The 26,265-nt window shown below is 58.5% G+C and carries 24 protein-coding genes; 20 read left to right on the top strand and 4 right to left on the bottom strand.

Going from position 1 to position 26,265, the window contains the following annotated elements; translation table 11 throughout:
- Nucleotides 1-52 precede the first annotated feature (52 nt).
- Together CAURIC_RS07055 and thrB are read left to right on the top strand one after the other, a co-directional pair.
- Nucleotides 53-1,390 carry a homoserine dehydrogenase gene (locus CAURIC_RS07055; protein WP_035114090.1) on the top strand — a complete coding sequence of 446 codons (1,338 nt, stop codon included), beginning with the start codon at nucleotides 53-55 and terminating at the stop codon, nucleotides 1,388-1,390.
- A 3-nt stretch (nucleotides 1,391-1,393) separates the two neighbouring features.
- Nucleotides 1,394-2,320, top strand: a complete 927-nt coding sequence (gene thrB, locus CAURIC_RS07050) for a homoserine kinase (protein WP_035114087.1) — start codon at nucleotides 1,394-1,396, stop codon at nucleotides 2,318-2,320.
- Between the two features lie 228 nt (nucleotides 2,321-2,548).
- Here the strand turns inward: thrB and CAURIC_RS07045 are convergent, their stop codons facing one another.
- The gene (locus CAURIC_RS07045) at nucleotides 2,549-3,205 is read right to left on the bottom strand and encodes a VTT domain-containing protein (protein ID WP_035114084.1); all 657 of its coding nucleotides are present in this window, start codon (nucleotides 3,203-3,205) and stop codon (nucleotides 2,549-2,551) included.
- 11 nt (nucleotides 3,206-3,216) lie between these two features.
- Nucleotides 3,217-5,187: an AMP-binding protein gene (locus CAURIC_RS07040; RefSeq protein ID WP_052094995.1), complete on the bottom strand. Its 1,971-nt coding sequence runs from the start codon at nucleotides 5,185-5,187 to the stop codon at nucleotides 3,217-3,219.
- Between the two features lie 379 nt (nucleotides 5,188-5,566).
- On the opposite strand from CAURIC_RS07040, the gene rho reads away from it, so the two are divergent.
- The 6 genes from rho (at nucleotide 5,567) to CAURIC_RS07010 (ending at nucleotide 12,390) form a co-directional block, all read left to right on the top strand.
- Nucleotides 5,567-7,699 (top strand): transcription termination factor Rho, encoded by a 2,133-nt coding sequence (rho, locus tag CAURIC_RS07035; protein WP_035114081.1) that lies wholly within the window; start codon nucleotides 5,567-5,569, stop codon nucleotides 7,697-7,699.
- Nucleotides 7,700-7,749: 50 nt separating this feature from the next.
- The gene (gene prfA / locus CAURIC_RS07030) at nucleotides 7,750-8,829 is read left to right on the top strand and encodes a peptide chain release factor 1 (protein ID WP_035114079.1); all 1,080 of its coding nucleotides are present in this window, start codon (nucleotides 7,750-7,752) and stop codon (nucleotides 8,827-8,829) included.
- Nucleotides 8,830-8,923: 94 nt separating this feature from the next.
- The gene (locus CAURIC_RS07025; RefSeq protein WP_052094994.1) at nucleotides 8,924-9,988 is read left to right on the top strand and encodes a N5-glutamine methyltransferase family protein; all 1,065 of its coding nucleotides are present in this window, start codon (nucleotides 8,924-8,926) and stop codon (nucleotides 9,986-9,988) included.
- A 94-nt stretch (nucleotides 9,989-10,082) separates the two neighbouring features.
- Nucleotides 10,083-10,742 carry an L-threonylcarbamoyladenylate synthase gene (locus CAURIC_RS07020; RefSeq protein ID WP_035114077.1) on the top strand — a complete coding sequence of 220 codons (660 nt, stop codon included), beginning with the start codon at nucleotides 10,083-10,085 and terminating at the stop codon, nucleotides 10,740-10,742.
- Nucleotides 10,743-10,778: 36 nt separating this feature from the next.
- Entirely contained in the window at nucleotides 10,779-11,951 is a 1,173-nt protein-coding gene (locus CAURIC_RS07015; RefSeq protein ID WP_035114074.1) for an MraY family glycosyltransferase, read from the top strand.
- Nucleotides 11,944-12,390: a Cg1360 family ATP-synthase-associated protein gene (locus CAURIC_RS07010; protein ID WP_035114071.1), complete on the top strand. Its 447-nt coding sequence runs from the start codon at nucleotides 11,944-11,946 to the stop codon at nucleotides 12,388-12,390. Before CAURIC_RS07015 ends, CAURIC_RS07010 begins: the two co-directional genes overlap by 8 nt.
- On the opposite strand, the gene CAURIC_RS07005 is transcribed toward CAURIC_RS07010, so the two are convergent.
- Nucleotides 12,387-13,028: a DUF421 domain-containing protein gene (locus CAURIC_RS07005; RefSeq protein ID WP_235700716.1), complete on the bottom strand. Its 642-nt coding sequence runs from the start codon at nucleotides 13,026-13,028 to the stop codon at nucleotides 12,387-12,389. The two genes, CAURIC_RS07010 and CAURIC_RS07005, sit on opposite strands and share 4 nt — an antisense overlap.
- 522 nt (nucleotides 13,029-13,550) lie before the next feature.
- Here CAURIC_RS07005 and atpB point away from each other — a divergent pair.
- The 12 genes from atpB to CAURIC_RS06945 all read left to right on the top strand — a co-directional run bounded on the left by atpB (nucleotide 13,551) and on the right by CAURIC_RS06945 (nucleotide 23,715).
- Nucleotides 13,551-14,351, top strand: coding sequence for a F0F1 ATP synthase subunit A (atpB, locus tag CAURIC_RS07000; RefSeq protein ID WP_035114068.1), 801 nt, complete (start codon nucleotides 13,551-13,553; stop codon nucleotides 14,349-14,351).
- A gap of 99 nt (nucleotides 14,352-14,450) precedes the next feature.
- A complete protein-coding gene (locus CAURIC_RS06995; protein ID WP_035114211.1) occupies nucleotides 14,451-14,705 on the top strand; it encodes an ATP synthase F0 subunit C in 255 nt (84 codons plus the stop codon).
- 59 nt (nucleotides 14,706-14,764) lie between these two features.
- Nucleotides 14,765-15,325 carry a F0F1 ATP synthase subunit B gene (locus CAURIC_RS06990; protein ID WP_035114064.1) on the top strand — a complete coding sequence of 187 codons (561 nt, stop codon included), beginning with the start codon at nucleotides 14,765-14,767 and terminating at the stop codon, nucleotides 15,323-15,325.
- 5 nt (nucleotides 15,326-15,330) lie between these two features.
- Nucleotides 15,331-16,149 carry a F0F1 ATP synthase subunit delta gene (locus tag CAURIC_RS06985; protein WP_035114062.1) on the top strand — a complete coding sequence of 273 codons (819 nt, stop codon included), beginning with the start codon at nucleotides 15,331-15,333 and terminating at the stop codon, nucleotides 16,147-16,149.
- A gap of 55 nt (nucleotides 16,150-16,204) precedes the next feature.
- Complete coding sequence (atpA, locus tag CAURIC_RS06980; protein WP_035114208.1) at nucleotides 16,205-17,845, top strand: F0F1 ATP synthase subunit alpha; 1,641 nt, start codon at nucleotides 16,205-16,207, stop codon at nucleotides 17,843-17,845.
- 61 nt (nucleotides 17,846-17,906) lie between these two features.
- A complete protein-coding gene (locus CAURIC_RS06975; protein WP_035114059.1) occupies nucleotides 17,907-18,887 on the top strand; it encodes a F0F1 ATP synthase subunit gamma in 981 nt (326 codons plus the stop codon).
- A 2-nt stretch (nucleotides 18,888-18,889) separates the two neighbouring features.
- On the top strand, nucleotides 18,890-20,338 hold the full coding sequence (gene atpD / locus CAURIC_RS06970; protein ID WP_035114056.1) for a F0F1 ATP synthase subunit beta: 1,449 nt from the start codon (nucleotides 18,890-18,892) through the stop codon (nucleotides 20,336-20,338).
- Between the two features lie 12 nt (nucleotides 20,339-20,350).
- The gene (locus CAURIC_RS06965; RefSeq protein WP_035114054.1) at nucleotides 20,351-20,725 is read left to right on the top strand and encodes a F0F1 ATP synthase subunit epsilon; all 375 of its coding nucleotides are present in this window, start codon (nucleotides 20,351-20,353) and stop codon (nucleotides 20,723-20,725) included.
- A gap of 150 nt (nucleotides 20,726-20,875) precedes the next feature.
- Nucleotides 20,876-21,322: a DUF2550 domain-containing protein gene (locus CAURIC_RS06960; protein WP_035114051.1), complete on the top strand. Its 447-nt coding sequence runs from the start codon at nucleotides 20,876-20,878 to the stop codon at nucleotides 21,320-21,322.
- A 53-nt stretch (nucleotides 21,323-21,375) separates the two neighbouring features.
- Nucleotides 21,376-22,080 (top strand): endonuclease NucS, encoded by a 705-nt coding sequence (gene nucS, locus CAURIC_RS06955; RefSeq protein ID WP_035114048.1) that lies wholly within the window; start codon nucleotides 21,376-21,378, stop codon nucleotides 22,078-22,080.
- Nucleotides 22,081-22,348: 268 nt separating this feature from the next.
- Nucleotides 22,349-23,131, top strand: a complete 783-nt coding sequence (locus CAURIC_RS06950) for a tetratricopeptide repeat protein (protein ID WP_035114045.1) — start codon at nucleotides 22,349-22,351, stop codon at nucleotides 23,129-23,131.
- Nucleotides 23,132-23,136: 5 nt separating this feature from the next.
- Complete coding sequence (locus CAURIC_RS06945; protein ID WP_235700715.1) at nucleotides 23,137-23,715, top strand: hypothetical protein; 579 nt, start codon at nucleotides 23,137-23,139, stop codon at nucleotides 23,713-23,715.
- A gap of 1,184 nt (nucleotides 23,716-24,899) precedes the next feature.
- Here the strand turns inward: CAURIC_RS06945 and CAURIC_RS06940 are convergent.
- The gene (locus CAURIC_RS06940; protein ID WP_035114042.1) at nucleotides 24,900-26,252 is read right to left on the bottom strand and encodes an IS256 family transposase; all 1,353 of its coding nucleotides are present in this window, start codon (nucleotides 26,250-26,252) and stop codon (nucleotides 24,900-24,902) included.
- Between the last annotated feature and the right edge of the window lie 13 nt (nucleotides 26,253-26,265).

Raw genomic sequence — 26,265 nt, 5'->3', positions numbered from 1 at the left:
TAAGATGGCAGAAAATTACTAGTCCCCGAACCGTCAAGGAGAGTCGTCCATCATGACCGACACCACCTCGCAGCCCACTTTTAAACCAGGCAAGGGCGCCGGCGCCACAGTAGGCGTGGCGTTGCTGGGCTTGGGAACCGTTGGCGCGGAGGTTTTGCGGTTAATGCGCGAGCGCAGCGACGAGTTCGCTGCGCGTATCGGTGGACCCCTGGAAGTGCGAGGTGTCGCGGTCTCGGATGTGAGCAAACCTCGTGACGGGGTGGAACCCGAGCTTCTCACCGATGATGCCCTCGCCCTGGTGAAGCGCGAGGATGTGGACCTGGTCATCGAGGTAATCGGTGGCATCGACTACCCACGGGAAGTCGTTCTCGCCGCTCTCACCGAGGGCAAGGCCGTGGTTACTGCGAACAAGGCCCTCATCGCCGCTCACGCCGATGAGTTGTCCGAAGCTGCCGAGCAAGCCGGCAAGGACTTGTTCTTTGAAGCTGCCGTGGCCGCTGCTATCCCCGTGGTCGGCCCGTTGCTTCGCTCCCTTGCAGGCGACAAGGTCAACGCAGTGATGGGTATCGTCAACGGCACGACCAACTTTATCCTCGACGCCATGTACGATCGGGGAGCTAGCTACGACGAGATGCTGCAAGAAGCTACCGATTTGGGATATGCGGAAGCTGATCCCAGTGCGGACGTCGATGGATTCGATGCAGCTAGCAAGGCCGCCATCCTTGCCTCCTTAGCATTTCACACCCGGGTTGCAGGAACCGATGTTCACACCGAGGGTATCCGGAGCATCACCACTAAGGATATTGAGGCAGCCAAGGCGGCGGATTCAACCATCAAACTGCTCGCAATTTGCGAGCGCCTCACCACCGATGAAGGACAAGAAACCGTGTCTGCTCGCGTTTACCCTGCCCTAGTTCCTCTCAGTCATCCACTCGCCAGCGTGTCCGAATCATACAACGCGGTTTTCGTTGAGTCCGAGTCTGCCGGGCGGTTGATGTTTTACGGCAACGGTGCTGGCGGTGGTCCAACCGCTTCGGCCGTCTTGGGTGATACAGTCGCCGCAGCCCGCAACATCATTCACGGTGGCAAGGGCCCGGGCGATTCCACTTACGCAGAACTGCCTATCGCAGACTTTGGCGAAATCTCCACGCGCTACCACGTTGACATGGAAGTCATCGACAAGATCGGCGTGCTTGCAGAGGTGGCCAATGCGTTTTCTGAGCGGGGCGTCAGCCTAAAAACAGTGCGTCAAGAGGGCCTGGAAGACGGCGCTCGCCTTGTAGTCATCACGCACCACGCTAAGGAACACGATCTCGAGGCAACCGTGAAGGCGCTGCAGGCACTCGACGCAGTGAAGACCGTGACTTCCGTCATCCGTATGGAGGGTTAAGCCGTGACAACCGAAATTCCCGTCGGCCGGAAAGCCACCGTTAAAGTACCGGCGTCTTCGGCGAACCTGGGCCCAGGTTTCGATACCTTGGGGTTGGCTGTTGGGCTCTATGATCACGTCACGGTTGAAGTGACCGACGCCCCACTGGTCGTCGAAGTAACGGGTGAGGGGCAGGGGGAAGTTCCACTGGACGAGTCCCACCTGGTTGTCCGCGCGATTCGAGCTGGCCTGAAAGCCGCTGATGTTTCGGTGCGGGGCTTAAAGGTTACGTGCCACAACTCCATTCCACAGTCGCGTGGCTTGGGCTCCTCGGCCTCCGCCGCTGTAGCCGGTGTGAGCGCTGCCAACGGATTGGCGGGATTCCCTCTGGACAATGCACAGCTGGTGCAACTGGCATCGTCGTTCGAGGGTCACCCCGATAACGCAGCGGCCTCCATTTTGGGTTCTGCCGTGGTCTCGTGGACGAACGTGCCAATTGATGGGCGCAGTGAACCTCGGCACTACGCGGTGGGACTGCAGACTCATGAGGAAATCAAGGTCACGGCGTTTGTTCCGGATTTCCATGCCTCTACCGAGGCCGTGAGGCGCGTGTTACCCAGTGATGTTTCCCATCTGGACGCGCGTTTCAATGTATCCCGCGTGGCTGTGATGACTGTGGCGCTGCAAAGGGATCCGTCACTGCTGTGGGAGGGCACCCGCGACCGGTTGCACCAGACGTACCGAGCCGAGGTCCTGCCTATCACTGCCGAATGGGTGAACAGGCTACGGAACCTGGGATATCCCGCATTCCTTTCGGGTGCTGGCCCGACGATCATGGTGCTGTCGACCGACGAGGTGGATCAGAAGCTCAAGGATGAAGCAATTGAGCGCGGTATGCGGGTTCTAGAGCTCGACGTGGCTGGTCCCGTCCAGGTCGACGTGACTGGATAGTCGCACTCCGGGGGGTGAGTCCTCGGTCTGGGGCCGATGGTCGGTCGTGGTTTGGGGCGAATGGCGAGTCGTGGTTTGGGGCGAATGGCGGGTCGTGGTCTTGAACACTGAGTTAGCAGAATGAGATGCCCACAGAGTCGTGGTTCTTGGTCTTTTCGTTCTGCTTTTCGCGTATGGGGAAGCTGCGCCCGTTGGCCGAGTGCGGCCACATGGCTGGTCCCTTAGTGCTTAGCGGGCGGTCTTGCGGTTGGAACTCCACGACTTCAGGATCCCGAAAACGCCCGGGAGTACAGACAGTGCCACGATACCCAAGAAGATGGCCTCGATGTTGTTGCGTACGAATGGGATCTCACCCAGCATTGCACCCAAGCCCACAACGCCAGCGCCCCACACCACTCCGCCTATCACGTTGTAAGTAATGAAGGTGCGGTAATTCATGTTGGCCATACCTGCAACCAATGGGGCGTATGTGCGCACGATGGGAACGAACCGGCAGAGGATAACCGTGATGGGTCCGTGCTTGGCAAAGAATTCTTCGGTTTGATGCAGGTAGGCCTGCTTGAAGACTCTTCCGTCAGGGCGGTTAGCGATGTGCGGTTGGAACCGGTGGCCAATGTAATAGCCCACCTGGTCGCCCAAAATGGCGGCTACGGGAGAAAGCACCATGACGAGCCACAGCGGGGCAAAAGGGTCGGGTTGGTTAGCCAGAAGCCCTGCGGTAAACAGGAGGGAATCGCCTGGCAGGAAGGGGAAAAGTAGACCCGATTCGATAAATACGATTACCAGCAGGGCCGGAAGGATCGCGGAGCCGAAAGGGCCCGATCCGCTCAAAAGCTGCATTGGGTCCAGCCAAGCTGGCCCGAGTGCGAGGGTGGTGGTCAACATAAGCGAAAACTTTACGCCTTGGGAAGCGTAATTACGTCAAACGACCCACGCCGGTACGCCTCACGCAAGTCTTTCTTGTCAAACTTGTCCACGCTGGTTTTGAAAATACTGTCAACGAATGTCCAGTTTTCTGGCACCATCCACCCGGGAACCTGTCGGCTGATGAATTCGGCCAGTGATTCCGCGGTTTCGCGCCCTTGCGGAGTCTCCGGTGTGAGATTCACCACAGCTAGCGGGCGTTGTCCCCAGCGCTCATCTGGAATGCCGATGACGGCAGCTTCGATAACTTCCGTGGCCTCCATCAGGTAGTTCTCCAACGCTGCAGAGTAAATCCATTCGCCGCCCGAACGGATAAGATCGTTCTTGCGGTCGTGAATTGTGAGGTAACCATCTTTATTCACCGTGCCGATATCACCGGTGCGTAACCAACCATCGGCAGTGAAGCGCTCGTCTGTCGGTGCCTCTGAGGTGGACATCATCGATGGAGCATGCTTGCCCCCTGCATGTGCGGCTTCCGTATGCGTGGCTTCCGGCTGTGTGCCTTCTGTATGTGCGGCTTCCGGCTGTGTGCCTTCCGCATGCTTGGCTTCCGGCTGTGTGCCTTCTGTATGTGCGGCTTCCGGCTGTGTGCCTTCCGCATGCTTGGCTTCCGGCTGTGTGCCTTCTGCATGCTTGCCCCCCGCATGCTCGCCTTCAACGTGACCGCCATCCGCGCTGTTGTCGGGGTTGTAGTACGATCCTGTGACCGTATTGCCCCGAACCTGCAGCTCTCCAGCGTTGCGGTCGTGATTGGGAAGGACCTGCCCGTTGTCATCCACAATGCGGTATTCGATGCCCACGGGAAAGCGCCCCTGCGAATCGCGATAGCGCTGGCGAGCCTCCCCGGCCACGCCCGCTGGCGGGTGCGCCACGGAACCGACGGGACCCGTTTCTGTCATACCCCAAGCGTGAATGACATCCACACCAAATCGTTCCTCCCAGCTGGCGATGATCGCGGGGGAGACCTGCGAGCCACCGGCATAAATCTCCTGCAGACTCATCTTCTCTGGGGGATGCGTGTTGTAGTGGACCATCAACCCTGTCCACACTGTCGGTGCACCGTGAGCTTGCCGAGGCATGGCATCGGCGATGACGTGGGCCAAATGCGCGGGCGTGGCAGTTCGTCCCACAAACACCATGGGCGCCCCCACCATGAATGCCGTCAGCGGCACACCCCAGCTGAGAACGTGATAAATCGGCACACAACACAGGAAAGTTGTGCCATTGCGAACAGAGAAGCTATCGGTGGATTGCAAACTCATTGAGTGCAGCCACAAACTGCGGTGGGAGTACACAACCGCCTTCGGCTGCCCCTCCGTGCCTGTTGAGTAGCACACGGCTGCTGCCGTCGTCTCCTCGAAGACCGGCCAGTCGTAGTCGCTGGGTCGTCCGTCCAGTACAGCTTCGTAACCCATGATGGTCATCGGCCTTGTCACATGCTCCCGCGCCAAAGCGGACACGTCGGCGAGGGGGCGCGCGGCGTCGGAATCAATGCCAGCGGCATCTAGAACAATCACGCCTTCGACGGTTGGGCAGGTGTCCAACAGTGGAATAAGGAGTTCGGCGTATGTGGGATCACAGACAATAACCTTGTCCTGCGCGTGCGCGATGATGTGCTGGATCTGCGCGCCCATAAGGTAGCGATTGAGCGGGTGGAAGATAGCCCCCATCGACATGGTGGCCAACATGGTTTCGAGGTGTTCGGCGCAGTTCGACATCAAGGTGGCCACACGATCTCCGACCTTAACGTCGAAAACATCCGATAGCGCGTGGGCCAAGGCAGCGGCGCGATTTCCAAGTTCACCGAATGTGGTCACCTCGGGTTCGGCATTGAAATAGGTGGAAATCGCCACATTGCGGTGCGCCGATCGTCCGTATTCCACGATCCGGCTGATCAGCAGGGGGATTTCCTGCATCGTCGATTCCATTGCTGCCGTTTTCATACTTCCTAAGCCTAGCGTGCGCTGACTCGGTCCCGGCTAGCCAAATCCCCGAATAGGTGGCCCATTTCTGGAAAAATCGCTTTGGGGTGTTAACATGATTGTGATTTCGCTACATTTTCCCACCGGCTCCAACAACACACGCCGGCGAAATGCGCGGATCGTCCCGGATGGTTTTTCGGCCTTGGGTTCGATTTAGCTGATTGTGCATCGGTGAAAGCAGCCCCGTTTGATCGGCCAACGATACTTATTCGACCATCCCCCAACATTTCCACACGTTGTATATCGAAAATTCCATGCTGTCTGCACGTGGCGACCTTTGGGTTCGTGTTTTGTGAACGCCCGCCCGTTCGTTTGTAGACCGCAGTGTGAAAGGACCTACGTGAGCCTGTCCGACATTCTTTCCCGGGCCGAGGCCAACGGTTTGGCGACTTTGAAGCTGACCGAATTGCGCCAGATTGCTGCTGCCCAGGGGCTCAAGCGCACTTCTGCCTTGCGCAAGGGCGATCTCATCGCCGCTATCGAAACTGCAGGAGGCAGGGGGCCTTCTGCCGCTAACTCTTCGGCCGCACCACAAGGGGATACCGTTTCCACTTCTGGTGATGGTTTTGATCCCGACGCCACGAGTGGCGCAGCTACGCGCCGTCCCCGTCGCCGGGTAGTTCGTCGCGATGTTTCCCTGTCCTCCGATAGCGATGTGGCTGAACAACCGGCCGGGGATGACGGTCAGAGCGTAGAGGCAAATCGTCGCGGTGGTGAGAATAGCCGGAATGATCGTCGCGACGGCGGGGTGCCCGGGGCCGACCGCGGTGAGAACACAAACTTTGGCGATGGTTCAGACCAGGACGGACGTGGCAATAACGTGGACCGGGATGGGCGCGGAGACAGCGCAGAACAGGACGAGCGCACTGATCGCGCCGAGCGCACTGATCGCACCGACCGCACTGATCGCGCCGACCGCGGTGATCGTGATCAGCGCGGGGGACGCGATGATCGTCGCCGTCGGGGTGACCGCAATCGCGATCGCGATGATCGCGACCAAGACAATAACGATGATTCCAACCAACGGGATGATCGAGACAACAACTCAGACGATGATGACGACCGCCGCGGCAATCGCCACCGCCGCGGGGGGCGCGATAACCGTCGCAACCGTCGTAACCGGAGGAATCGCCGGAACCGTGACGGGGGGAATGACCGCGGGGGAGACCGCGATGGCGGAAACGATAATTACCGCGATAACGACGGCAATGATGAAGGCCGTGGCGGGCGCGGAAACCGCAATGACCGCAGTCGTGGCGGCGACCGCGACGGCAACAATGGTAATAACGGTGGCAATGCTGAACCGGACAACCTCATGCCCGTTGCTGGCATCCTCGATTTCGTCGATGCGAACACGGCATTTCTGCGCACCACCGGATACCATGCCGGCCCAACGGACGTTTACGTGCCGATGAACACCGCGCGCAAACACGGCATGCGCCATGGCGATGCGATCACGGGGTTCATCCGCAACAAAAACCAGAACAACAACCAGAGCGGTCGTGGGCGCAACCGTCAAAAGTACACGCCTATCCACCAGGTGGAAACTGTCAATGGGTTGACTCCGGAGGAAGCTGCGGCCCGGCCGCACTTCTCCAAGCTCACCCCGCTCTATCCCAACCAGCGACTGCGTTTGGAGACCGAGCCTAAGGTGCTAACTACCCGCGTGATCGACTTGATCATGCCTATCGGTAAGGGACAGCGTGCGCTGATCGTCTCGCCCCCAAAGGCCGGTAAGACTACGATTCTGCAGGACATTGCAAACGCTATCGCGACGAACAATCCTGAGTGCTACCTCATGGTGGTGCTGGTTGATGAGCGCCCTGAGGAAGTCACCGATATGCAGCGTAGCGTTAAGGGCGAGGTCATCGCATCCACGTTCGACCGACCTCCAGGAGAGCACACCAACGTGGCCGAACTGGCGGTGGAGCGTGCGAAGCGCCTGGTGGAACAAGGCAAGGATGTTGTGCTTCTGCTGGACTCGATCACTCGACTGGGTCGCGCCTACAACAACTCCTCGCCAGCTTCCGGCCGCATCCTTTCCGGTGGTGTGGATTCCAACGCGCTGTACCCGCCGAAGCGTTTCTTGGGTGCTGCCCGCAACATCGAAAACGGAGGATCGTTGACGATCATCGCCACCGCCATGGTGGAGACGGGGTCTGCCGGAGATACCGTGATTTTCGAGGAATTCAAGGGCACGGGCAATGCGGAGCTGAAACTGGATCGCCGGATTGCCGAGCGTCGCGTATTCCCCGCCGTGGATGTTAACCCGTCGGGCACACGCAAGGACGAACTGTTGCTGGGGCCAGAGGAAGCACGCATCATGCATAAACTGCGTCGCATTCTTTCCGCTCTCGATTCCCAAGCGGCCATCGACCTGCTCATCAAGCAGTTGCGTAAGTCCAAGACCAACCGCGATTTCATGCTGCAAGTAGCAAGTTCTGCGCCATTGGCCGACGAAGACGACGAGTAGGCGTCGGGTAAAAAGCAGCCCGTCCGCGCAAGGAGTATAAGATTTCATCCATGAGTAATTCCCCTTCAATGGTCGACGACATCCTGGCCGAGTACCAGGGGTTGGAGGCCCAGCTGGGTGACCCCGAGTTGCACAATGACCCGGCGGCCGCGCGCAAAGTCGGCAAGCGCTTTTCCGAGTTGCAGCCGATCATCCAGACGTACGAGAAGCTGGAGCAGGCTCGCGATGACCACGAGGCCGCAGCCGAAATGGCTAGCGAAGATGCTGAGTTCGCCGAAGAGGCCAAGCGCTTGGAAGCGGAGATAGCCGAACTCGAAGAGAAACTGACCGACCTGTTGGCACCTCGTGACCCCCACGACGGCGATGACATCGTCATGGAAATCAAGTCCGGTGCCGGTGGAGAAGAAGCGGCCCTGTTCGCCGGTGAGTTGGCCCGCATGTACCAGCGATACGCAGAGCGCCACGGTTTCGCCACCGAAGTTCTGGACCTCAACGAGACAGACTTGGGCGGAGTGAAAGACATGACCATGTCTATTCGTTCCAAACAGCCCAGCCGTGATGGCGCGTGGAGCGAATTCAAGTTCGAAGGTGGCGTGCACCGCGTACAGCGCATCCCCGTCACAGAATCTCAGGGGCGCATCCAAACGTCAGCCGCTGGTGTGCTGGTGTACCCAGAGCCCGACGAAGTGGAAGATGTGCAAATCGATGAAAAAGATCTGCGCATTGACGTGTACCGATCCTCGGGTAAGGGTGGCCAGGGCGTGAACACCACCGACTCCGCAGTGCGTATTACGCACCTGCCAACTGGAGTAGTGGTGACCTGTCAGAAGGAGCGCTCCCAGATTCAGAACAAGGCTCGCGCTATGCAGGTTCTGGCTGCTCGTCTGCAGCAGATGGAGGAGGAGAAGGCTGAGGCCGAGGCAGCGGAAGGCCGTGCAGCACAGATCCGTACAATGGACCGTTCCGAGCGCATCCGCACCTACAATTTCCCCGAATCGCGCGTGTCTGATCACCGCATTGGTTACAAGGCCAACAACTTGGATGCCGTGCTGGGTGGGGACTTGGAATCCCTGTTCGCTGCGCTGCAGGAGGCCGACCGTGCCCGGCGCCTCGAGGCTGACAGCAATTAACGGGTAGGCAATAACGCGTGGCAATGAACGCGTAGGCGGGCCAGCGACGTGGCGCGCGTTGCCCTAATGTGTGCACTGATTGGGTGGTGATCGGATGTCGGATGGTTCTTCTGCGCAGGTCACCCCGTCGACGGTTGGTGCTGCGATTCGCTGGGGTGCCGCTGAGCTCCAGCGCGCGGGCGTTGAAACCCCTGGGGTGGATAGTCGCTTGTTGATGGCGTATGCGCTGGGCCCGGGTGAGAGTCTAGAGCTGGCCGGTACAACCACTCTGGGCGCCTCGCGCGTGCCCGCCATACCGCGCCGCCCCGCGTCCCCCACTGAATTGTTCTTTGCCCACGACCAACCTGTCCCGGCCGTGTTCCAAGAGTGGATCACACAACGATGTGAGCGCACCCCGGTGCAACACATCGTCAACGCCGCCACTTTCGATGGCGTGGACTTCTTCAGCCAGCCCGGTGCGTTTATTCCACGGCCCGAAACCGAATTACTCGTGGAATGGGCCTTCCAGGAAGCACTACGCCGGTCTCGCGATCGCGCCCATACGCAAGCACCCCCAACTCTAGTGGCTGACACCTCTTGTAATCCCACCTCGGAGGCCGTCTCAGTAGTGGACCTGTGCACCGGACCTGGCTCCATTGCTTTGGCTTTGGCGTGCCGTTTTACCGACGCCGACCTCGCAGCCACCGTTACCGGCGTGGAATTACATGACGGCGCCCTGCAGGTAGCGCGCCTGAATGAAAGGCAATTGCGACACCGCGGGCTGATCGGGGATCAGGTCGAGGTGCGCTTTCACCGCGCGGACATCCGTGACATCGATCAGTTGCGTGCTCAGCGCATCGCGGCACCGGACCTCATCGTATCCAACCCCCCGTACGTTCCCACCACAGCTTCTGTCAGCGCCGAAGTGTTGCACGACCCCACCGATGCCGTGTTCGCCGGCGCGGATGGCATGGAATTCCTGCCGGGATTGATCCAGGCCCTGAGGGTCATTGCGGGTGGGGAACAGGTGGGCGTCGGAATAGAACATGACGACGCCAATGGGCCAGCAACTGCCCAATCACTACAGCAAGCGGGCGCGGCAAACGTACAGCAACATCGTGATATTGCGGGGCGCGACCGCTTTGTCACGGCCCAGTTGAATGGGCAACACACCGATTGAGTCTCTTGGGGCCAGCTGATTGCAGCGATTGGGCGCGCCAAGTACTAACGTGGAATGACAAGTTCTTAACGCATATGGAAACGAGGCCAATCCCATGAGCCAAACGGTAGACGCAACCGATCCACACGATCGCGAGCTCGCCATAGAGATCGCGTCCAGCGCCGTAGAAGGCGGGCGCCTGGTTGTGTTGCCTACAGATACGGTTTATGGCATTGGCTGCGATGCCTTCGACAATCAAGCCGTAGAGGCCCTGCTTCGCGCTAAAGGGCGCGGCCCCGATATGCCCGTGCCAGTACTGGTAGGCAGCTGGGACACTATCCAAGGGTTAGTCCGCGATTACACCTACAACATGCGACTCCTGGTGGAGGCCTTCTGGCCCGGCGGCCTGTCCATGGTGGTGCACCAAGCCCCCAGCCTGCCGTGGAATCTGGGGGATACCCGCGGCACCGTGATGCTGCGGATGCCCGAGCATCCCGTGGCGATCGAGTTGCTGAACCAGACCGGCCCCATGGCAGTATCCAGTGCGAATATTTCCGGGCAGCCCCCTGCAACCAATGTGCAGATGGCAGAAGACCAGCTGGGCGCGGATGTGGCCGTGTATATCGACGGCGGCAACGCGACCCTCGGGGTGGCCTCAACGATTGTGGACCTGTCCTCGGGCCGGCCACGCATCCTGCGCGAGGGCGCGATTCCCGCAGAGCGCATTGGTGAGGTCCTGGGGATGAGCCCCGCCGAGCTGCGGGGCGAGATTTAGGACAGCGACGTGGTACCACCCACCCAGACTCACGTAATGGCGGCGGAGGCTGCGATCGGGGGTGCTGGCGTACCCTTGCGCGAGTTGGCGCTGGTTGTACTGGTTGGCGCGGCGGTGACCTTCCTGTCTACAGGATGCGTCCGCTCGATTATGCTGCGCTTTGGGCGCGTCGCCGCTCCGCGAGAACGCGATGTACATACGGTGCCCATCCCGCGGTTGGGCGGGGTAGCGATGTTCACGGGAGTGATCCTCGCGATCTTTTTCGCCAGCCAACTGCCGGCCTTGAACCGCGGATTCCCGCCGGTCACACCCGATATGTTTGCGGTGATCGCAGCCGCGTTCATCATCGTGATCGTGGGCATCCTGGACGATCTCTACGACATTGCGTGGTACCTCAAACTCGGCGGCCAGCTGGTGGGGGCGATCGTCATGAGTGTGATGGGGTTGTCCTGGTACCTGCTCTACGTGCCGGTGGGTGATGGAACCACGCTGATCCTCGACCAAGTCCAGTCCACGATCTTGACCGCTGTCTTGACGGTTACCGTGATCAACGCGATGAATTTCGTCGATGGCTTGGACGGGCTGGCTGCAGGGTTGGGGATGATCGCGGCGGGCACGATCCTGATCTACTCCCTGACTATCCTGTACGACCAAGGTGGCGCAGTATCGGCTTACCCGCCGGCTATTATTTCCGCGTCGCTGGCCGGCGTGTGTATTGGGTTTTTGCCTCACAACTTCTCTCCGGCCCGGATCTTCATGGGCGATAGCGGTGCCATGCTGATTGGGCTGATGCTGTCTGCAGCGTGCGTGTCCACGTCCGGCCGCATCAACATGGCCCTTTTCGGCGCGGCGGATATGTTCGCGCTGCTGTCGCCGCTGATCGTGGTGATCGCTGCGCTCAGCATCCCGCTGCTGGATCTGATCTTGGCGGTTGTACGTCGCGTGGGGCAGGGCAAGAGCCCCTTCGCGCCCGATAAACAGCACCTGCACCACCGGCTACTTCGCTTGGGGCATTCGCAAAAGCGCGTGGTCCTCGTGCTGTACAGCTGGGTGGGGTTGGTTGCTGTGGCCGCTGTGGGCTCAACTGTCTTGCCCACGGGTCTGACGGCCATACTGGTTGGGGTTGGCATCATTGCCGTCATTATCTGGACGGTCATTCCTCTTTGGCGTGCTCAGGCGCCGTCCGATAGTGTTAGCAGCCGTGACTGATAATCAGGACCTGCCCGAACTCAACGACATATCCAAAGCCGACGATCACCAATGGCCTCTGCAACGCGCCCTTCGTAACGGCGCTATTGCCCTAGCTGTGATTGGGGTGGCCTCCCTGTCGCTGTGGGGGGCATTGCGCGACTTGCCCGGAATTTACGGGGCACTTATCGGCATCGCCATCGGTGGTGGCTTCATGCTGGCCACTGTCGTGAGTGTGCTGTTTACCGCCCGCACCTCGCCCGCGATGACCATGGGAGTGGTCCTAGGTAGCTGGTTGGTTAAGGCCGCCGTTTTATTGCTGCTCATGGTGTGGCTTAAGGGACAGGATTTTTACGACGCCACCGCGCTCGGCATCACCGTTTTACTCACGCTCATCGCGGTCCTCACCACGGAGACGATTGCGGTGACCCGCGCGCAACGTCTGTTTGTGGGAAACTAGCGACCTTCCCGCACTCGCACAACGTGTTCGGCCCCTTCGACCCCGTCGAGGAGGGCCGGTTCTATTTCTTGTCCCTCTCGAATCACGGAGAGGGAACCGGTGGGTTCGAGGATGATGCATTGGACCTGTTCGCGCTTAGCAATTCCCGCGGCGCGGATGGCGGAATGCAGATTCTCCTCGGAAATGTGGGTCGCATGCATGGCCTCATATAGGGGAGAGCCATGGGCAAAAACTACTACCGGTGGGGCGGCGAGGGTGCGGCGCACGCCGCGCAGATTCTGCGCCGCCCCGAAAACCGCTTCCAAACACATAAGGGTGGCAAGACCGATAGCGCCAGCGGCCACGGTTGGCGGGTGCCCGATTATCACACGACCGGCAACAGCACCGAACATAATGATCACGACGGCGTCGAAACTACTCAGTGACCCCAAGATACGAACACCGAAAACGCGTACCAGAATGAGGAATGCAATGTAAATGCCGGCCGCTGAGGCGATGACGATGGGGATGCGCCACGCTTCGATTCCCAAGGAGGCGGCAGCGCGTGCGCTGAAGTCCTCTGGGAATAGGGATGAAACGAGGGAGGAATCCGCCGCGAGGTGTGTCATTCCGGTATCGGCGCGGGGAGGAGTGAACATAGTTATCACCCTACGCCCAGGGAGGTTGGGGGTTAGCCGACGCTAAGGCAGTTACGTGCCCGGTGCTATAACTCTACGCCCAGGGAGGTGGGGGTTAACCGACGCTACGGCAGTCACGTGCCCAGTGCTATCACCCTACGCCCAGGGAGGTGGGGGTAAATCGGGGGTGGGGGCCCGTGGGGAGAAAGCAGAGTTGGGAGCAGAAAATATCGTTGTTAGCGGGGGAAACTGGGGCTTAATTGGGGTAGGCACTAAAAAGCTGTCAGTTGCCTGTCAGCTTGCGGGGGGACTTGGTGGAATTTCGCTTAGCCCGTTGTCCCTAGGAACTGATAATGTTTCCACGGGCCATAATGCTATCGGTCGGATTGTGCCGGTAGCACTTAATCGGCACCGCCGACCTCCACGGGACGTGCGACGGAGTCCCAGGAGCGACGGTTACCAACAAACAAGCCTCCATCGCACCGCATGATTTTTCACGCGGCCCTATCACGGGAGAGAACGCTGAGCGTAACAACCTTGGCAATGAAGGGCGAATTTCACGCGCCTTCGTTGGAACACGAATTCTTCCCGGGGCACGGCCATCCAGAAAACCTTTGGCTTGAGGATTTTGCCGGTGGAGCTTTCACGCTCGACCGTCTGATGCTCATTCGCATCCTGATGATCCTGCTTATTGCAGCGTTCTTCTTCTTTGCGATGCGCAAGCCAAAGTTGATCCCACGCGGCGTTCAGAACTTCGCTGAACTCGCGCTCGACTTCGTGAGGATCCATATTGCGGAGGACATTTTGGGGAAGAAGGAAGGACGCAGGTTCCTTCCAATCATCGCAGCGATCTTCTTCACTGTTCTAGCCGTTAACCTTCCGACGATCATTCCACTGCTGAATATCTCGCCGTCTGCACGTATCGGTCTGCCATTGGTGCTGGCCCTCGTCGCATACGTCGTATTCATTTACGCAGGTGTGAAACGTTACGGTTTCGGCAAGTTCGTGAAGTCTTCGCTCGTGATTCCTGGGCTACCACCATTTCTGCACTTGATTGTGGTTCCCATCGAGTTCGTCTCCACCTTCGTTCTGCGCCCGCTTACGTTGACCATCCGTTTGATGGCCAACATGCTGGCTGGACACCTCATTCTTGTCATGCTGTTTAGCGCTACGAACTTCTTCTTCTGGCAGCTAAATGGCTGGTCTCTGCTGGCTGGCGGCACGCTGCTGTTCGGTGTTGCATTTTCATTCTTCGAGATCATGGTGATCTTCCTGCAGGCATACATTTTTGCCCTGCTGACCGCCGTGTACATCGAGTTGTCTCTGCACGCAGATGAGCACTAGCCTCCGGGTACCTGCACAACAATCAACAAAAACCTCGGCCACAACTTCAAATCGGACATAAAGAGTCATGTGGTCGACCCCAGAAAGGTAATGGAAAAAATGAACGACATCCTCACACTCGCACAGGACGCTGCTGCTACCGAGACGACCCTCAAGGGTCTGGGTGCCATCGGCTACGGCCTGGCTGCAATCGGCCCTGGCATCGGCGTTGGCATGGTCGCTGGTAAGACCGCTGAGGCGATGGCTCGTCAGCCAGAGATGGCCGGCCAGCTGCGTACCACCATGTTCCTGGGTATCGCCTTCACCGAGGCCCTGGCTCTGATCGGTCTGGTCGCCGGCTTCCTGTTCGCTTAATCGCGGCCCCTTTTACACATTCAAAGTAAAAAACCGCACCAAAGCGAAAGCTGGAGACTATGACGAACATCTTTTTGTTGGCAGCAGAACAGCAGCCACTGGAGAAGCCGGTTAACCCGTTGCTTCCTCCCCTGTACGACGTCGTCTGGTCCATCATCCCATTCGTGATCATCCTGCTGGTCTTTTGGAAGCTCGTTCTTCCAAAATTCCAGGAAGTGCTGAATCAGCGCGAGGACCAGATTGAAGGCGGCATCCAGCGTGCAGAGGCTGCTCAGGCTGAAGCTCAGGCTGCGCTTGAGAAGTACAACGCTCAGCTCGCCGAGGCTCGCACCGAAGCCGCTCAAATTCGCGACGATGCCCGTAACCAGGGTCAGAAGATCATCGCAGATATGAAGGCCCAAGCTACGGACGAGTCCGCACGCATCGTGGAGTCCGGCAACAAGCAGCTCGAAGCACAGCGTGCCGCTGTTGTTTCCGACCTGCGCAAGGAAATGGGCGAAAACTCCATCTCCCTTGCTGAGCGTCTGCTGGGTGAGCAGCTGTCTGACGATGTGAAGCGCTCGGGCACTATCGATAACTTCCTCGCTGACCTCGACAGCGTCGGCACTGCAAGGAAGTGATCGGTATGCACGCAGCGAGCCGCGAGGCACTGGAGCGACTTCTTGGAGCCCTAGATAAGGGACTGAGTGAATCCGCAGAAACGGTAGGAACTGGAGCCAATACGGGTAGTGAGCTGTTCGACTTCGTCGATTTGCTCGATACCGAGCGCAGCCTTCGAATTGCGCTCATTGACTCCGCATCGCCAGCCGAAAAGCGCGTGAGCTTGGTTAAGGATCTGCTTTCCGGCAAGGTGTCGAGCTCTACTGAAGAGCTCGTCAGCGCTGCTGTGTCCCAGACGTGGTCCAACACCCGTGACTTCCGCGCAGGACTTGTGCAGCTGGGCCGTCGCGCCCTTCTGCGTTCTGCTGAAGCCCAGGGACAGTTGGATCGCGTGGAGGACGAACTGTTCCAACTCGCACGTATCGTGGAAACCGAGCCACAACTGGAACTCCTGTTGGCCGATCGCGCTGCATCCGTAGATGCTCGCCGCGATCTTCTAGCAAAGGTCCTTTATGGCAAGGTTACGTCCACTACCGAAGCCCTGGCACTGCAGGCCGTTGGCCGTTTGCGCCAGCGCCCAGTGGAGGAGCTCGATACGCTGTGCAGCGAGGTTGCAGAGCTCACCGGCCGTGAGGTCGCACGAGTTCGCAGCGCAGCCAAGTTGTCTGAACAGCAGCAGACCCTTCTGGAGCAGAAGCTCGAAACGATTTACGGTCGCAAGATTGCGGTACATACCGAGGTTGATTCCAGCCTCCTCGGTGGTGCTGTGATTCGCGTGGGTAACGAAGTGATTGACGGAAGCACCGCAGGTAAGCTGCAGCGCCTCCGCCGGTCCCTCGCCTAGGCAGACCAGACCAAAAGTAAGCATGCTGGAAGACGAAACCGAGAGCAGGAAGAACATGGCGGAGCTGACGATCTCCTCCGACGAGATCCGTAGCGCGATTGCGAACTACACCTCGAGCTACTCCCCGGAGGCCTCCCGTGAGGAGGTCGGCGTGGTCACTACGGCAGCAGACGGCATTGCCCAGGTCAGTGGTATGCCTTCTGTGATGGCCAACGAGCTGCTCGAGTTCCCAGGCGGCCTTATTGGCGTCGCACAGAACCTCGACACCGATACCGTCGGTGTTGTGGTCCTGGGTAACTACGAGTCCCTCAAGGAGGGCGACGAGGTCAAGCGGACCGGCGAGGTCCTTTCCATTCCGGTTGGGGAGAAATTCCTCGGCCGCGTTATCAACCCACTGGGTCAGGCCATTGACGGCTTGGGCAACATTGAGGCAGACGAGGAACGCGTTCTCGAGCTGCAGGCCCCATCCGTTCTGATGCGTCAACCAGTCGAAGAGCCAATGCAGACCGGCATTAAGGCTATCGACGCAATGACCCCAATTGGTCGTGGTCAGCGTCAGCTGATCATTGGCGACCGTAAGACCGGTAAGACCTCGGTCTGCATCGACACCATTCTGAACCAGCGTGAAAACTGGGCATCTGGCGATCCCAAGAAGCAGGTACGCTGCATCTACGTCGCTATTGGTCAGAAGGGTTCGACCATTGCCTCCATCCGTAAGACCTTGGAGGACAACGGTGCTTTGGAGTACACCACTATCGTGGCTGCTCCCGCATCTGACTCTGCAGGCTTCAAGTGGTTGGCTCCATTCGCTGGTGCCGCACTGGGTCAGCACTGGATGTACCAGGGCAAGCACGTCTTGGTTATCTACGATGATCTGACCAAGCAGGCTGAGGCCTACCGTGCGATCTCCCTGCTGCTGCGTCGTCCACCGGGCCGTGAGGCTTACCCAGGTGACGTCTTCTACCTGCACTCTCGCCTGCTGGAGCGCGCTGCGAAGCTGCACGACGATCTCGGTGGCGGTTCATTGACCGCGCTGCCGATCATTGAGACCAAGGCCAACGACGTTTCTGCCTTCATTCCAACCAACGTTATTTCCATTACCGACGGTCAGGTGTTCCTGGAGTCCGACCTGTTCAACCAGGGCGTCCGACCAGCTATTAACGTTGGTGTTTCCGTTTCCCGTGTGGGTGGTGCCGCACAGACTAAGGGCATGAAGAAGGTTTCTGGTTCCCTGCGTCTGGACTTGGCTGCCTACCGCGACCTCGAGGCTTTCGCCGCCTTCGCGTCCGATTTGGATCCTGCGTCCAAGGCACAGCTGGAGCGTGGTAAGCGTCTCGTGGAGCTGCTGAAGCAGACGGAGACTAAGCCACAGTCCGTCGAGGATCAGATGGTTTCCATTTACTTGGCCGGTGAGGGCGAATTCGACGACGTCCCAGTCGAGGACGTGCGACGCTTCGAGGCTGAGTTGACCGAGTTCCTGCACGCTGAGGCCGGTTCCGTGTACGACCAGATTCAGGGCGGCGCGCCGTTCGATGATGCGTCTAAGGAAACTTTGAGCGCTCGCGTTCACGACTTCAAGCGCACGTTCCAGACCACCGATGGCACCCCTGTCATCCGTGAGCCTGAGGCTCGCGCCCTGGATGACCACGAGGTCTCCAAGTCGCAGATCACCGTTTCCCGCAAAGCCGCTAAGTAGGCCGCGGAAGGTAAGTGAAAAGCACAATGACCATTAACGGACAAGAAGGGAGGCGATAGCGATGGCTAATCTTCGCGAACTGAGGACACGCATTAAGTCCGTGAACTCAACTAAGAAGATCACTAAAGCTCAGGAGCTTATCGCCACCTCGAGGATCACGAAGGCCCAGGCTCGCGTAGACGCAGCTCAGCCCTACGCTGATGAAATCACTCGCGTGGTGCAGCGTCTGGCTTCTGCGTCGAGCTTGGATCACAAGATGCTGCAGGAGCCGCAGAACGCGGATCGTGCTGCCATCCTCGTGGTTTCGAGTGACCGTGGCATGTGCGGTGGATACAACAACAACGTTTTCAAGAAGACTGCGGAGCTTCGCAAGCGTCTTGAGAACGAAGGCAAGGAAGTTGTCCTTTACGTCTCTGGCAATAAGGGCATTTCCTACTACAGCTTCCGTGGCGAAAAGGTGGCCGGTACTTGGTCTGGATACTCCCAGGATCCTGAGTACCGTGCGATCCATGACCTGCGTCATCACCTGATCGAAGGCTTCCTCGCTGGTTCCGGTTCTGCCGTTGAACCCCGTGAAGGCGTCAACGCAGATCAGGGTAACCAGGTGCAGGGATTCGACGAAGTACACATTGTGTACACCGAGTTCGAGTCCATGCTTTCCCAGACTGCTAAGGCCCACCGCCTGCTGCCAATTGAGACAGTTATTGAGGAAGAGAAGCTCGAGCTGGGCGAGGATATGGTTAGCGACAAGGCTGACAATGTTTCCGCCGAGGTCGACTTCGAGCCGGATCCGGATACCCTGCTGGACGCTCTGCTGCCGCAGTACGTATCCCGTGGCATTTTTGCTGCCATGCTCGAGTCCGCAGCCTCTGAGTCCGCTGCCCGTCGTACCGCAATGAGCGCTGCGACCGACAACGCGACCGACCTGGTCAAGCAGCTTTCACGCGTTGCTAACCAGGCTCGCCAGGCACAGATTACCCAGGAAATCACAGAGATCGTCGGTGGCGCTTCTGCGCTCGCCGATAGCGGAGAAAGTGACTAATTATGACTACAGCAATTCAGGAGCAGCCTAACAACGCTGCACCGACTGCTGCGGGCCGTGTCGTGCGAGTCATCGGCCCCGTCGTCGACGTGGAGTTCCCACGCGGCGAGCAGCCGGCACTGTTTAACGCGCTGCACGTCGAGGTATCCCTCGAAGCAGTTGCGAAGACCATCACGCTCGAGGTTGCTCAGCACCTCGGCGACAACTTGGTGCGCACCGTGTCCATGGCCCCCACCGACGGCCTCGTCCGCGGTGCTGAGGTTAAGGACACTGGCAAGCCAATTTCCGTACCCGTTGGCGATGTTGTCAAGGGCCACGTATTCAACGCCCTCGGCGACTGCCTCGATCAGCCAGGTCTGGGGCGCGACGGCGAGCAGTGGGGTATCCACCGCGAGCCACCAGCATTCGACCAGCTTGAGGGTAAGACCGAGATCCTCGAAACCGGCATCAAGGTTATTGACCTGCTGACCCCTTATGTTAAGGGTGGTAAGATCGGCCTGTTCGGTGGTGCAGGTGTGGGTAAGACCGTTCTGATTCAGGAAATGATTACCCGTATTGCTCGCGAGTTCTCCGGTACCTCTGTATTTGCAGGTGTTGGTGAGCGTACCCGTGAGGGCACCGACCTCTTCCTGGAAATGGAAGAAATGGGCGTGTTGCAAGATACCGCTCTCGTGTTCGGTCAGATGGACGAGCCACCGGGAGTTCGTATGCGCGTGGCCCTGTCCGGACTGACCATGGCGGAGTACTTCCGCGATGTTCAGCACCAGGACGTTCTGCTGTTCATCGACAACATCTTCCGTTTCACCCAGGCCGGTTCCGAGGTGTCCACCCTGCTGGGTCGTATGCCTTCGGCCGTGGGTTACCAGCCAACCTTGGCTGACGAGATGGGTGTTCTGCAGGAGCGCATTACCTCTACGAAGGGTCGTTCCATTACGTCTCTGCAGGCTGTTTACGTGCCAGCCGATGACTACACCGACCCAGCACCAGCCACGACGTTCGCCCACCTGGACGCAACGACCGAGCTGGACCGTAGCATCGCCTCCAAGGGTATTTACCCAGCCGTGAACCCATTGACCTCAACCTCTCGTATCCTCGAGCCAGGTATTGTCGGTGAGCGTCACTACGAGGTTGCGCAGCGCGTGATCCACATCTTGCAGAAGAACAAGGAACTGCAGGACATCATCGCCATCCTCGGTATGGACGAGCTGTCCGAAGAGGACAAGATCACTGTTCAGCGCGCACGTCGTCTGGAGCGCTTCTTGGGTCAGAACTTCTTCGTCGCGGAGAAGTTCACTGGTATCCCAGGCTCTTACGTGCCGCTGAAGGATACGATCGATGCGTTCGAGCGTATCTGCAACGGCGAGTTCGATGCCTACCCGGAGCAGGCCTTCAACGGCCTGGGTGGCTTGGACGATGTCGAGGCAGCCTACAAGAAGATGACCGAGAAGTAAGGGAGACACCCCATGGCTGAGATTGCCGCACAACTGGTCTCCGTGGAGCGTGCGTTGTGGACTGGTACCGCAACGTCGATTACCGCGCAGACCACTGAGGGCGAGATCGGCGTGCTCCCAGGTCACGAGCCCCTTCTCGGACAGCTGGTCGAGAATGGCGTGGTGACCATCCGGACAACTGATGGTGAAAAGTTGGTAGCAGCGGTGCAGGGCGGTTTCCTGTCTGTCTCTCCACAGAAAATCACCATCCTGGCTGACTCTGCGACGTGGGCACACGATGTCGACGTGGCAGATGCCGAAGCTCGCGTTTCCCGCGGGGAGAACGAGCACGAGAAGGCAACCGCCGAGTCTGAGTTGCGCGCTGTAAAGCGTCTTCAGGAGAAGTAGATTCGGATTTCGATTGAGAATCGCTCTCTGCGAGGCCCCCACCAACTGGTGGGGGCCTTTTCATGCATTCCTCGTTTTCCCTGTCCGGGGGGTATGCTGGGGAAACAATCCTGATGGCAGTTTGGTCTTAGGAAAGGCGTCAAGGTCATTATGCAGTTACTCGGGTGGCTCTTAGTTGTATTCGTGCTCGCTGTTCTAGCTGCGTGTCTGTGGCGCTTTTTTACCCTCCGTAGCAAGGGGTACCCCGTGGTCGTGAGACGCTTGCCCAGTGAAGATGGCAGGCACTGGCGCCACGGGGTTTTGGTTTTCAACGGAATTTCGGTGAAGTTCTACAAATTGCGATCTATTAAACCGGATTCCAACCTCGTCTTGACTCGCTTGGCCACGGACGTTGTCGGGCGTCGGGAAATAACCGATCGGGAGCGAGTAATCATGGAACCAAACATGCATGTCCTGGAGCTGCGACACGGCAGCAAAGAGCGGTGGGAAGTTGCGCTGGATAGCGAGGGCGATACCGCAATGGTTTCCTGGCTGGAATCCGCCCCCTCGGCGCGCCGCGACCGCCACAGCGCATTCAACAATCCGCAGCCTATGTAGCCCGCTGTGGCAGCTCATCGCGGTGCAACGGCCGTCTGCTAGCGTTGAATCCCATGCGACTAGTCATTGCCCGATGCAGCGTGGATTACGTTGGCCGATTGGAGGCCCACCTTCCCGAGGCCACGCGCTTAATCATGATCAAACGTGACGATTCAGTCTCTATTCACGCTGATGATCGCGCTTATAAACCACTTAATTGGATGACGCCCCCTTGCACCCTCACAAGCTATGATGAGGCAGGCGAACTGGCTCCCGAATTGGAGGAACCGGGGGTTGCAGAGCTTTGGGTTGTATCTAACCCTAAGGGCGAGCAGCTGCGCATCCGGATTTTTGAGGTTTTCACCGATCAGGATCATGACTTAGGTGAGGATCCCGGCCTGGTGAAGGATGGTGTGGAGGCCCACCTGCAGGAGCTGCTGGCCGACCAGATCGAAATCCTGGGGGAGGGGTTTTCCCTGATTCGCCGCGAATATCCCACACCGATTGGTCCGGTGGATATTCTGTCGCGCGATGCCGGTGGTACGACAGTGGCGGTAGAGATCAAACGTCGCGGCGGTATCGATGGCGTGGAACAGCTGACCCGGTATATGGAGTTGTTGAATCGCGATGAGTTACTTGCGCCGGTGACGGGAGTGTTTGCTGCACAGGAGATAAAACCCCAGGCGCGTACGTTGGCCGAGGATCGCGGTATTCGATGTGTGACCTTGGATTACGATGCGATGCGCGGCACCGATAGCTCTGAGCTGAGATTGTTCTAAAGTTGAGTGAAGAACGCGTGCGGGCGGGGCTGTGAGAGCTGGAGCGTGGCGAGGCGAGCACCTGCTGGGTACCGGTGAGCGAGGCTGTGTTATGCATTCGACCACTGGTTCGCCTGCATCAGGGCAATGGTGTTTGAGGAACTGCGCCACGGCAACAGCGTCGCACGAACGTTAGAGAGACAGTACCGCACGAGCATTAGAGAAACAGCGTCGCACAAACGTTAGAGAGACAGTACCGCACGAGCATTAGAAAGGTAGTGCATTACAGATGACTAACCCCAACACACCACCAAACCGCTTTATCTCCGGAGCGGTCGATCTGGGTGCAGTGAAGGCCCAGGCGGATCAGCGCGCGAAGGCCCAAGAACAGGCAGCAAACGGAGAGGCTGTCGCTACCACTGCGACCGTCACGGTGGAGAGCTTTGAGGCGGACCTTGTGGTTCGATCAACTCAGGCACCGGTGATCACCCTGTTGGGCACCGCTCGTGCTGAAACTTCCGAGCAGCTGAAAAAGGATCTCGAGGAGCTGGCTGCTGCCCAGGAGACTCAGTCCGAGGGCGTGCAGTGGCTTTTCCGCTACATCGACGTTGATGCCACGCCCGAGATCGCCCAAGCATTTCGCGTTCAGGCTGTCCCTACAGTTATCGCGCTGGCCGCCGGCCGTCCACTCACGCAGTTTGAGGGTGGACAACCCCGTGAGCAGGTGGAGCAGTTCATCGCCGCCGTGGTGAGTGCTGTGGAAGGAAAGCTGGCGGGTTTGCCGACCGCTGGGGATTCTTCTGTTCTCGACGCCGACGAGGAATCCGATGACGATTCATACTCGTTGGCTCGTGAAAAGCTCGCGGGTCGTGAGGATGATCCGGTGGACGGTCTGGTACTTAAAGGCCGCAAGGCGGAGGCGTTCGAGCAGCTCATTGAGACCATTCGCAACACGTCTGGTGACGAGCGTGAGGCAGCTAAGAAGCATCTGTTGGAATTGTTTGCCTTGTTCGATACGGGCGATGAAGAAGTGATTTCTGCACGCACTAAGATGGCGAGCGCGCTATTCTAACGGACATGAACATTCTCACTCCTCGTTTTAAGCGTGCCACTACCTCCGTGGCGTTGGCTGGTCTGATTGTCACCGTCACCTCGGGAGCCGCTCAAGCAGACGTTGTCGACCGTGCCTTGACTGCCTTGCCAAAGGGCCAGATTTCCTGTGCGCAGGCAACCAAGTATTGGACGAATACTGCCGATTACAACCGCAAGGTCGCGCAGGCTCGGGCGCTGGCAGCAGTGGATCCGCGTGGTCCGCAGATCCTAGCAGCTTTGGCGCGGGTTGATGAGGCCGCGAATCGATGTGGGCTGAAGGGTGGTGTACGCCCAACGACTCCGGTAAATCCATCCAACAAGCCAGCGCCACGGCCGGCACACAACCAGCCAGGGCGCCCGGTTCACAACCAGCAAGCGCGCCCCGCTGCGAAGAAGCCCACTGCTAAGAAACCCTCGAAGAAGCCTGCTAAGCGGGTCTACGAGATCGTCCCTGGAGCACCGGTTGCTCAGACCATTCACGTTCCAAATCTGGGTGACGTAAAGGTACCGAACCTGTGGGAGATGGTTCGCAACTGGCTGAAGGGCTTCGGCATCCGTATCTAATCCTGGCGGATTATCTTCTCTTTAAGGGAGCAGCGCGGTCCTCGGCCTTTTTTTTGGGGGGGGTAGGGGAGACAAGCGTGGTCGTGTGTGTCTGGGTGAAGGGCTTCGGCAACGGCATCGACCGCGTGGGGGTGGGGCGCAATCTGATGCTGGGATGGGGTGCAATCAAGTACTAGGGAGGCGAGAGACGAGCGCGGTGGTGTGAAGACCGCCCCGCTCTACGAGTCTGCGTTCGAACCCGCACGAGTGCGTTTTTGCTGGTTGGTTTCTCATGCCGACGCTGCCCACTTCGTCAAGGTGAGACCCTACTGAATGGCAGGCGGTTTGCTCAACGGAAGAACGCTGCCCACTTCGTCAAGGTGAGACCCTACTGAATGGCAGGCGGTTTGCTCAACGGAAGAACGTTGCCCACGACATCAAGGTGAGACCCTTGTTTGTGTACCGCCCCTTCCGCTTCTTCGAACGCTGCCCGCCTTTGCACATCAACACTTGCGTGCCTCTTTAGTTGTTGGTTTTGTATCGTGGGATGCGTGTTGGCGGGGTGTGGGGTGCTCGCTGAGCAGAATGAGATGACATGAATGGAGGTGTTTTTGTGCATCTCGGTCTGCTTTTCGTAGATGGGGGGGACATCTCGTTCTGCTTTTTGCGGGCGGATGGGGGCTTGTGCTTCTCGTTCTGCTTTTCGCAGGCTGGGGATGCGTGTTGGCGGGGTGTGGGGTGCTTGCTGAGCAGAATGAGATGACATGAATGGAGGTGTTTTTGTGCATTTCGGTCTGCTTTTCGTAGATGGGGGGACATTTCGTTCTGCTTTTTGCGGGCGGATGGGGGCTTGTGCTTCTCGTTCTGCTTTTCGCAGGCTGGGGATGCGTGTTGGCGGGGTGTGGGGTGCTTGCTGAGCAGAATGAGATGACATGAATGGAGGTGTTTTTGTGCTTCTCGGTCTGCTTTTCGCAGGCTGGGTAAGCGTGAGGACTCCGAGAGGGAAAGAGGACACCGGAAAGCGGTGTGTATCGGGGCCGCCAGTGAGCCACCCGCAGCGCCCCAGCCCAGTGGGAATAGTTTTGGCTGGCGGGTGTGTGAGCCCAGTGGGAATAGTTTTGGCTGGTGGGTGTATGTGAGCCCAGTGGGAATAGTTTTGGCTGGCGGGGGGCGTGTCAAGTTTTTTGTGTGTGGAGGTTTGTTTTCTAGATGTATGGGGCGAATCGGTCGGGGTAGGCGACGATCATTTGGTTGAGTGCTTCCATCCAGCCGACGGTTGTTCTCCCTTCGATTATGCGTCCTGATTTATCTGGTTTCGGTGCCCCTTTCGCTTTCTTTGCACGCTTGAGTGCTCGCTTGTCTTCGATCGTGCAGATCGTCAACCACAGTGCTTTTACTGCAGCGATATCGTTGGGGAACTGGATGCGATTGCGGGTGGCTTTACGCAGTTCACTATTGAGTGATTCGATCGCGTTGGTCGTGTAGACCATTTTCCGCACCTGCGGGGTGAACTGCAGAAACGGTACAAACCTCTCCCAGGCGCGTTCCCATACCAAGACAGATTGTGGGTATTTCTTACCGAGTTCACTGTCAGCAAACCGGTTAAGCGCGCTGCGTGCTTCGGTCTCATTGACTGCCGTGTAGACCTCTTTTAGCGCGGCGGAGACGGCTTTGCGGTCACCGTAAGCGACGTATTTGTTGGCGTTACGGATCAGATGCACCACACAGGTCTGCACGAGTGAATGCGGCCAGGTTGCTTCAATGGCTTCCGGCAGACCTTTAAGTCCGTCACAGGCAACGATGAAGACGTCTTCGATTCCGCGGTTGGCTAGTTCTGCGCATACCCCTGACCAAAACGATGCACCCTCATTGGCGGCAACCCAGATGCCGAGGATGTGTTTGATTCCGTCGAGGTCAATGCCTACAGCAATGTGGGCCGCTTTGTTGACGACTCTGCCACCGTCGCGGACGTTGATGCGGATGGCATCCAAAAACATGATGGGATAAAACGCATCCAGCTTGCGGTGCTGCCACTGCATGACGGCATCCAGCACCGAATCGGTGACGTTGCTGATCGTCTCATGGGACATATCCACCCCATAGGAGGTGTGAATATGGTGCTGGATATCCCTAATCGTCATGCCGCCGGCATACAAGGACACGATCATGTCATCCAGCTCTGTAATCCGACGGGCGCCTTTGGGAACCATTCGCGGGATAAACGAACCATCACGATCACGGGGAATGTCAATCTCGATCGGCCCGTAGTTCGTATCGACTGTTTTTGAATAACTACCATTGCGATGGTTTGTCTGCCCCGCAGCGGCCTTTGCCGTACGGTCACCGGATTCATAACCCAGGTGCGCCTCCATTTCAGCGGCCAGGCCGCTGTTGATCGATGACTGCAGCACCCCGCGGACAAGCGCGTTGATGTCGCCATCGGCAGCCTGGGCTAGCTCACCTATCAGTTTCGATAATTCCGGGCTCGCCATGATCCTGTTGGAAACAGCCTTAACCTGATCAGCGTTCTGATGTTTCTTCGGAGACATAGTTGTCATAATGGTTCATCCT

The organism is Corynebacterium auriscanis, from assembly GCF_030408435.1.
Classification (GTDB): Bacteria; Actinomycetota; Actinomycetes; order Mycobacteriales; family Mycobacteriaceae; genus Corynebacterium; species Corynebacterium auriscanis.
This window is presented reverse-complemented; position numbering and strand designations above follow the sequence as displayed.

Excerpts from the sequence above, each read along its gene's own strand:
- CAURIC_RS07015 (WP_035114074.1), top strand. The coding sequence starts at position 10,779 with ATGGCGGCGGAGGCTGCGATCGGGGGTGCTGGCGTACCCTTGCGCGAG.
- prfA (WP_035114079.1), top strand. The coding sequence starts at position 7,750 with ATGAGTAATTCCCCTTCAATGGTCGACGACATCCTGGCCGAGTACCAG.
- CAURIC_RS06965 (WP_035114054.1), top strand. The coding sequence starts at position 20,351 with ATGGCTGAGATTGCCGCACAACTGGTCTCCGTGGAGCGTGCGTTGTGG.
- atpA (WP_035114208.1), top strand. The coding sequence starts at position 16,205 with ATGGCGGAGCTGACGATCTCCTCCGACGAGATCCGTAGCGCGATTGCG.
- CAURIC_RS07055 (WP_035114090.1), top strand. The coding sequence starts at position 53 with ATGACCGACACCACCTCGCAGCCCACTTTTAAACCAGGCAAGGGCGCC.
- CAURIC_RS06940 (WP_035114042.1), bottom strand. The coding sequence starts at position 26,252 with ATGACAACTATGTCTCCGAAGAAACATCAGAACGCTGATCAGGTTAAG.
- CAURIC_RS06975 (WP_035114059.1), top strand. The coding sequence starts at position 17,907 with ATGGCTAATCTTCGCGAACTGAGGACACGCATTAAGTCCGTGAACTCA.
- CAURIC_RS07040 (WP_052094995.1), bottom strand. The coding sequence starts at position 5,187 with ATGAAAACGGCAGCAATGGAATCGACGATGCAGGAAATCCCCCTGCTG.
- atpD (WP_035114056.1), top strand. The coding sequence starts at position 18,890 with ATGACTACAGCAATTCAGGAGCAGCCTAACAACGCTGCACCGACTGCT.
- CAURIC_RS06990 (WP_035114064.1), top strand. The coding sequence starts at position 14,765 with ATGACGAACATCTTTTTGTTGGCAGCAGAACAGCAGCCACTGGAGAAG.
- CAURIC_RS06960 (WP_035114051.1), top strand. The coding sequence starts at position 20,876 with ATGCAGTTACTCGGGTGGCTCTTAGTTGTATTCGTGCTCGCTGTTCTA.
- CAURIC_RS06950 (WP_035114045.1), top strand. The coding sequence starts at position 22,349 with ATGACTAACCCCAACACACCACCAAACCGCTTTATCTCCGGAGCGGTC.
- CAURIC_RS06995 (WP_035114211.1), top strand. The coding sequence starts at position 14,451 with ATGAACGACATCCTCACACTCGCACAGGACGCTGCTGCTACCGAGACG.
- CAURIC_RS07005 (WP_235700716.1), bottom strand. The coding sequence starts at position 13,028 with ATGTTCACTCCTCCCCGCGCCGATACCGGAATGACACACCTCGCGGCG.
- CAURIC_RS07020 (WP_035114077.1), top strand. The coding sequence starts at position 10,083 with ATGAGCCAAACGGTAGACGCAACCGATCCACACGATCGCGAGCTCGCC.
- CAURIC_RS07025 (WP_052094994.1), top strand. The coding sequence starts at position 8,924 with ATGTCGGATGGTTCTTCTGCGCAGGTCACCCCGTCGACGGTTGGTGCT.
- CAURIC_RS06945 (WP_235700715.1), top strand. The coding sequence starts at position 23,137 with ATGAACATTCTCACTCCTCGTTTTAAGCGTGCCACTACCTCCGTGGCG.
- nucS (WP_035114048.1), top strand. The coding sequence starts at position 21,376 with ATGCGACTAGTCATTGCCCGATGCAGCGTGGATTACGTTGGCCGATTG.
- atpB (WP_035114068.1), top strand. The coding sequence starts at position 13,551 with ATGAAGGGCGAATTTCACGCGCCTTCGTTGGAACACGAATTCTTCCCG.
- CAURIC_RS07045 (WP_035114084.1), bottom strand. The coding sequence starts at position 3,205 with ATGTTGACCACCACCCTCGCACTCGGGCCAGCTTGGCTGGACCCAATG.
- CAURIC_RS06985 (WP_035114062.1), top strand. The coding sequence starts at position 15,331 with ATGCACGCAGCGAGCCGCGAGGCACTGGAGCGACTTCTTGGAGCCCTA.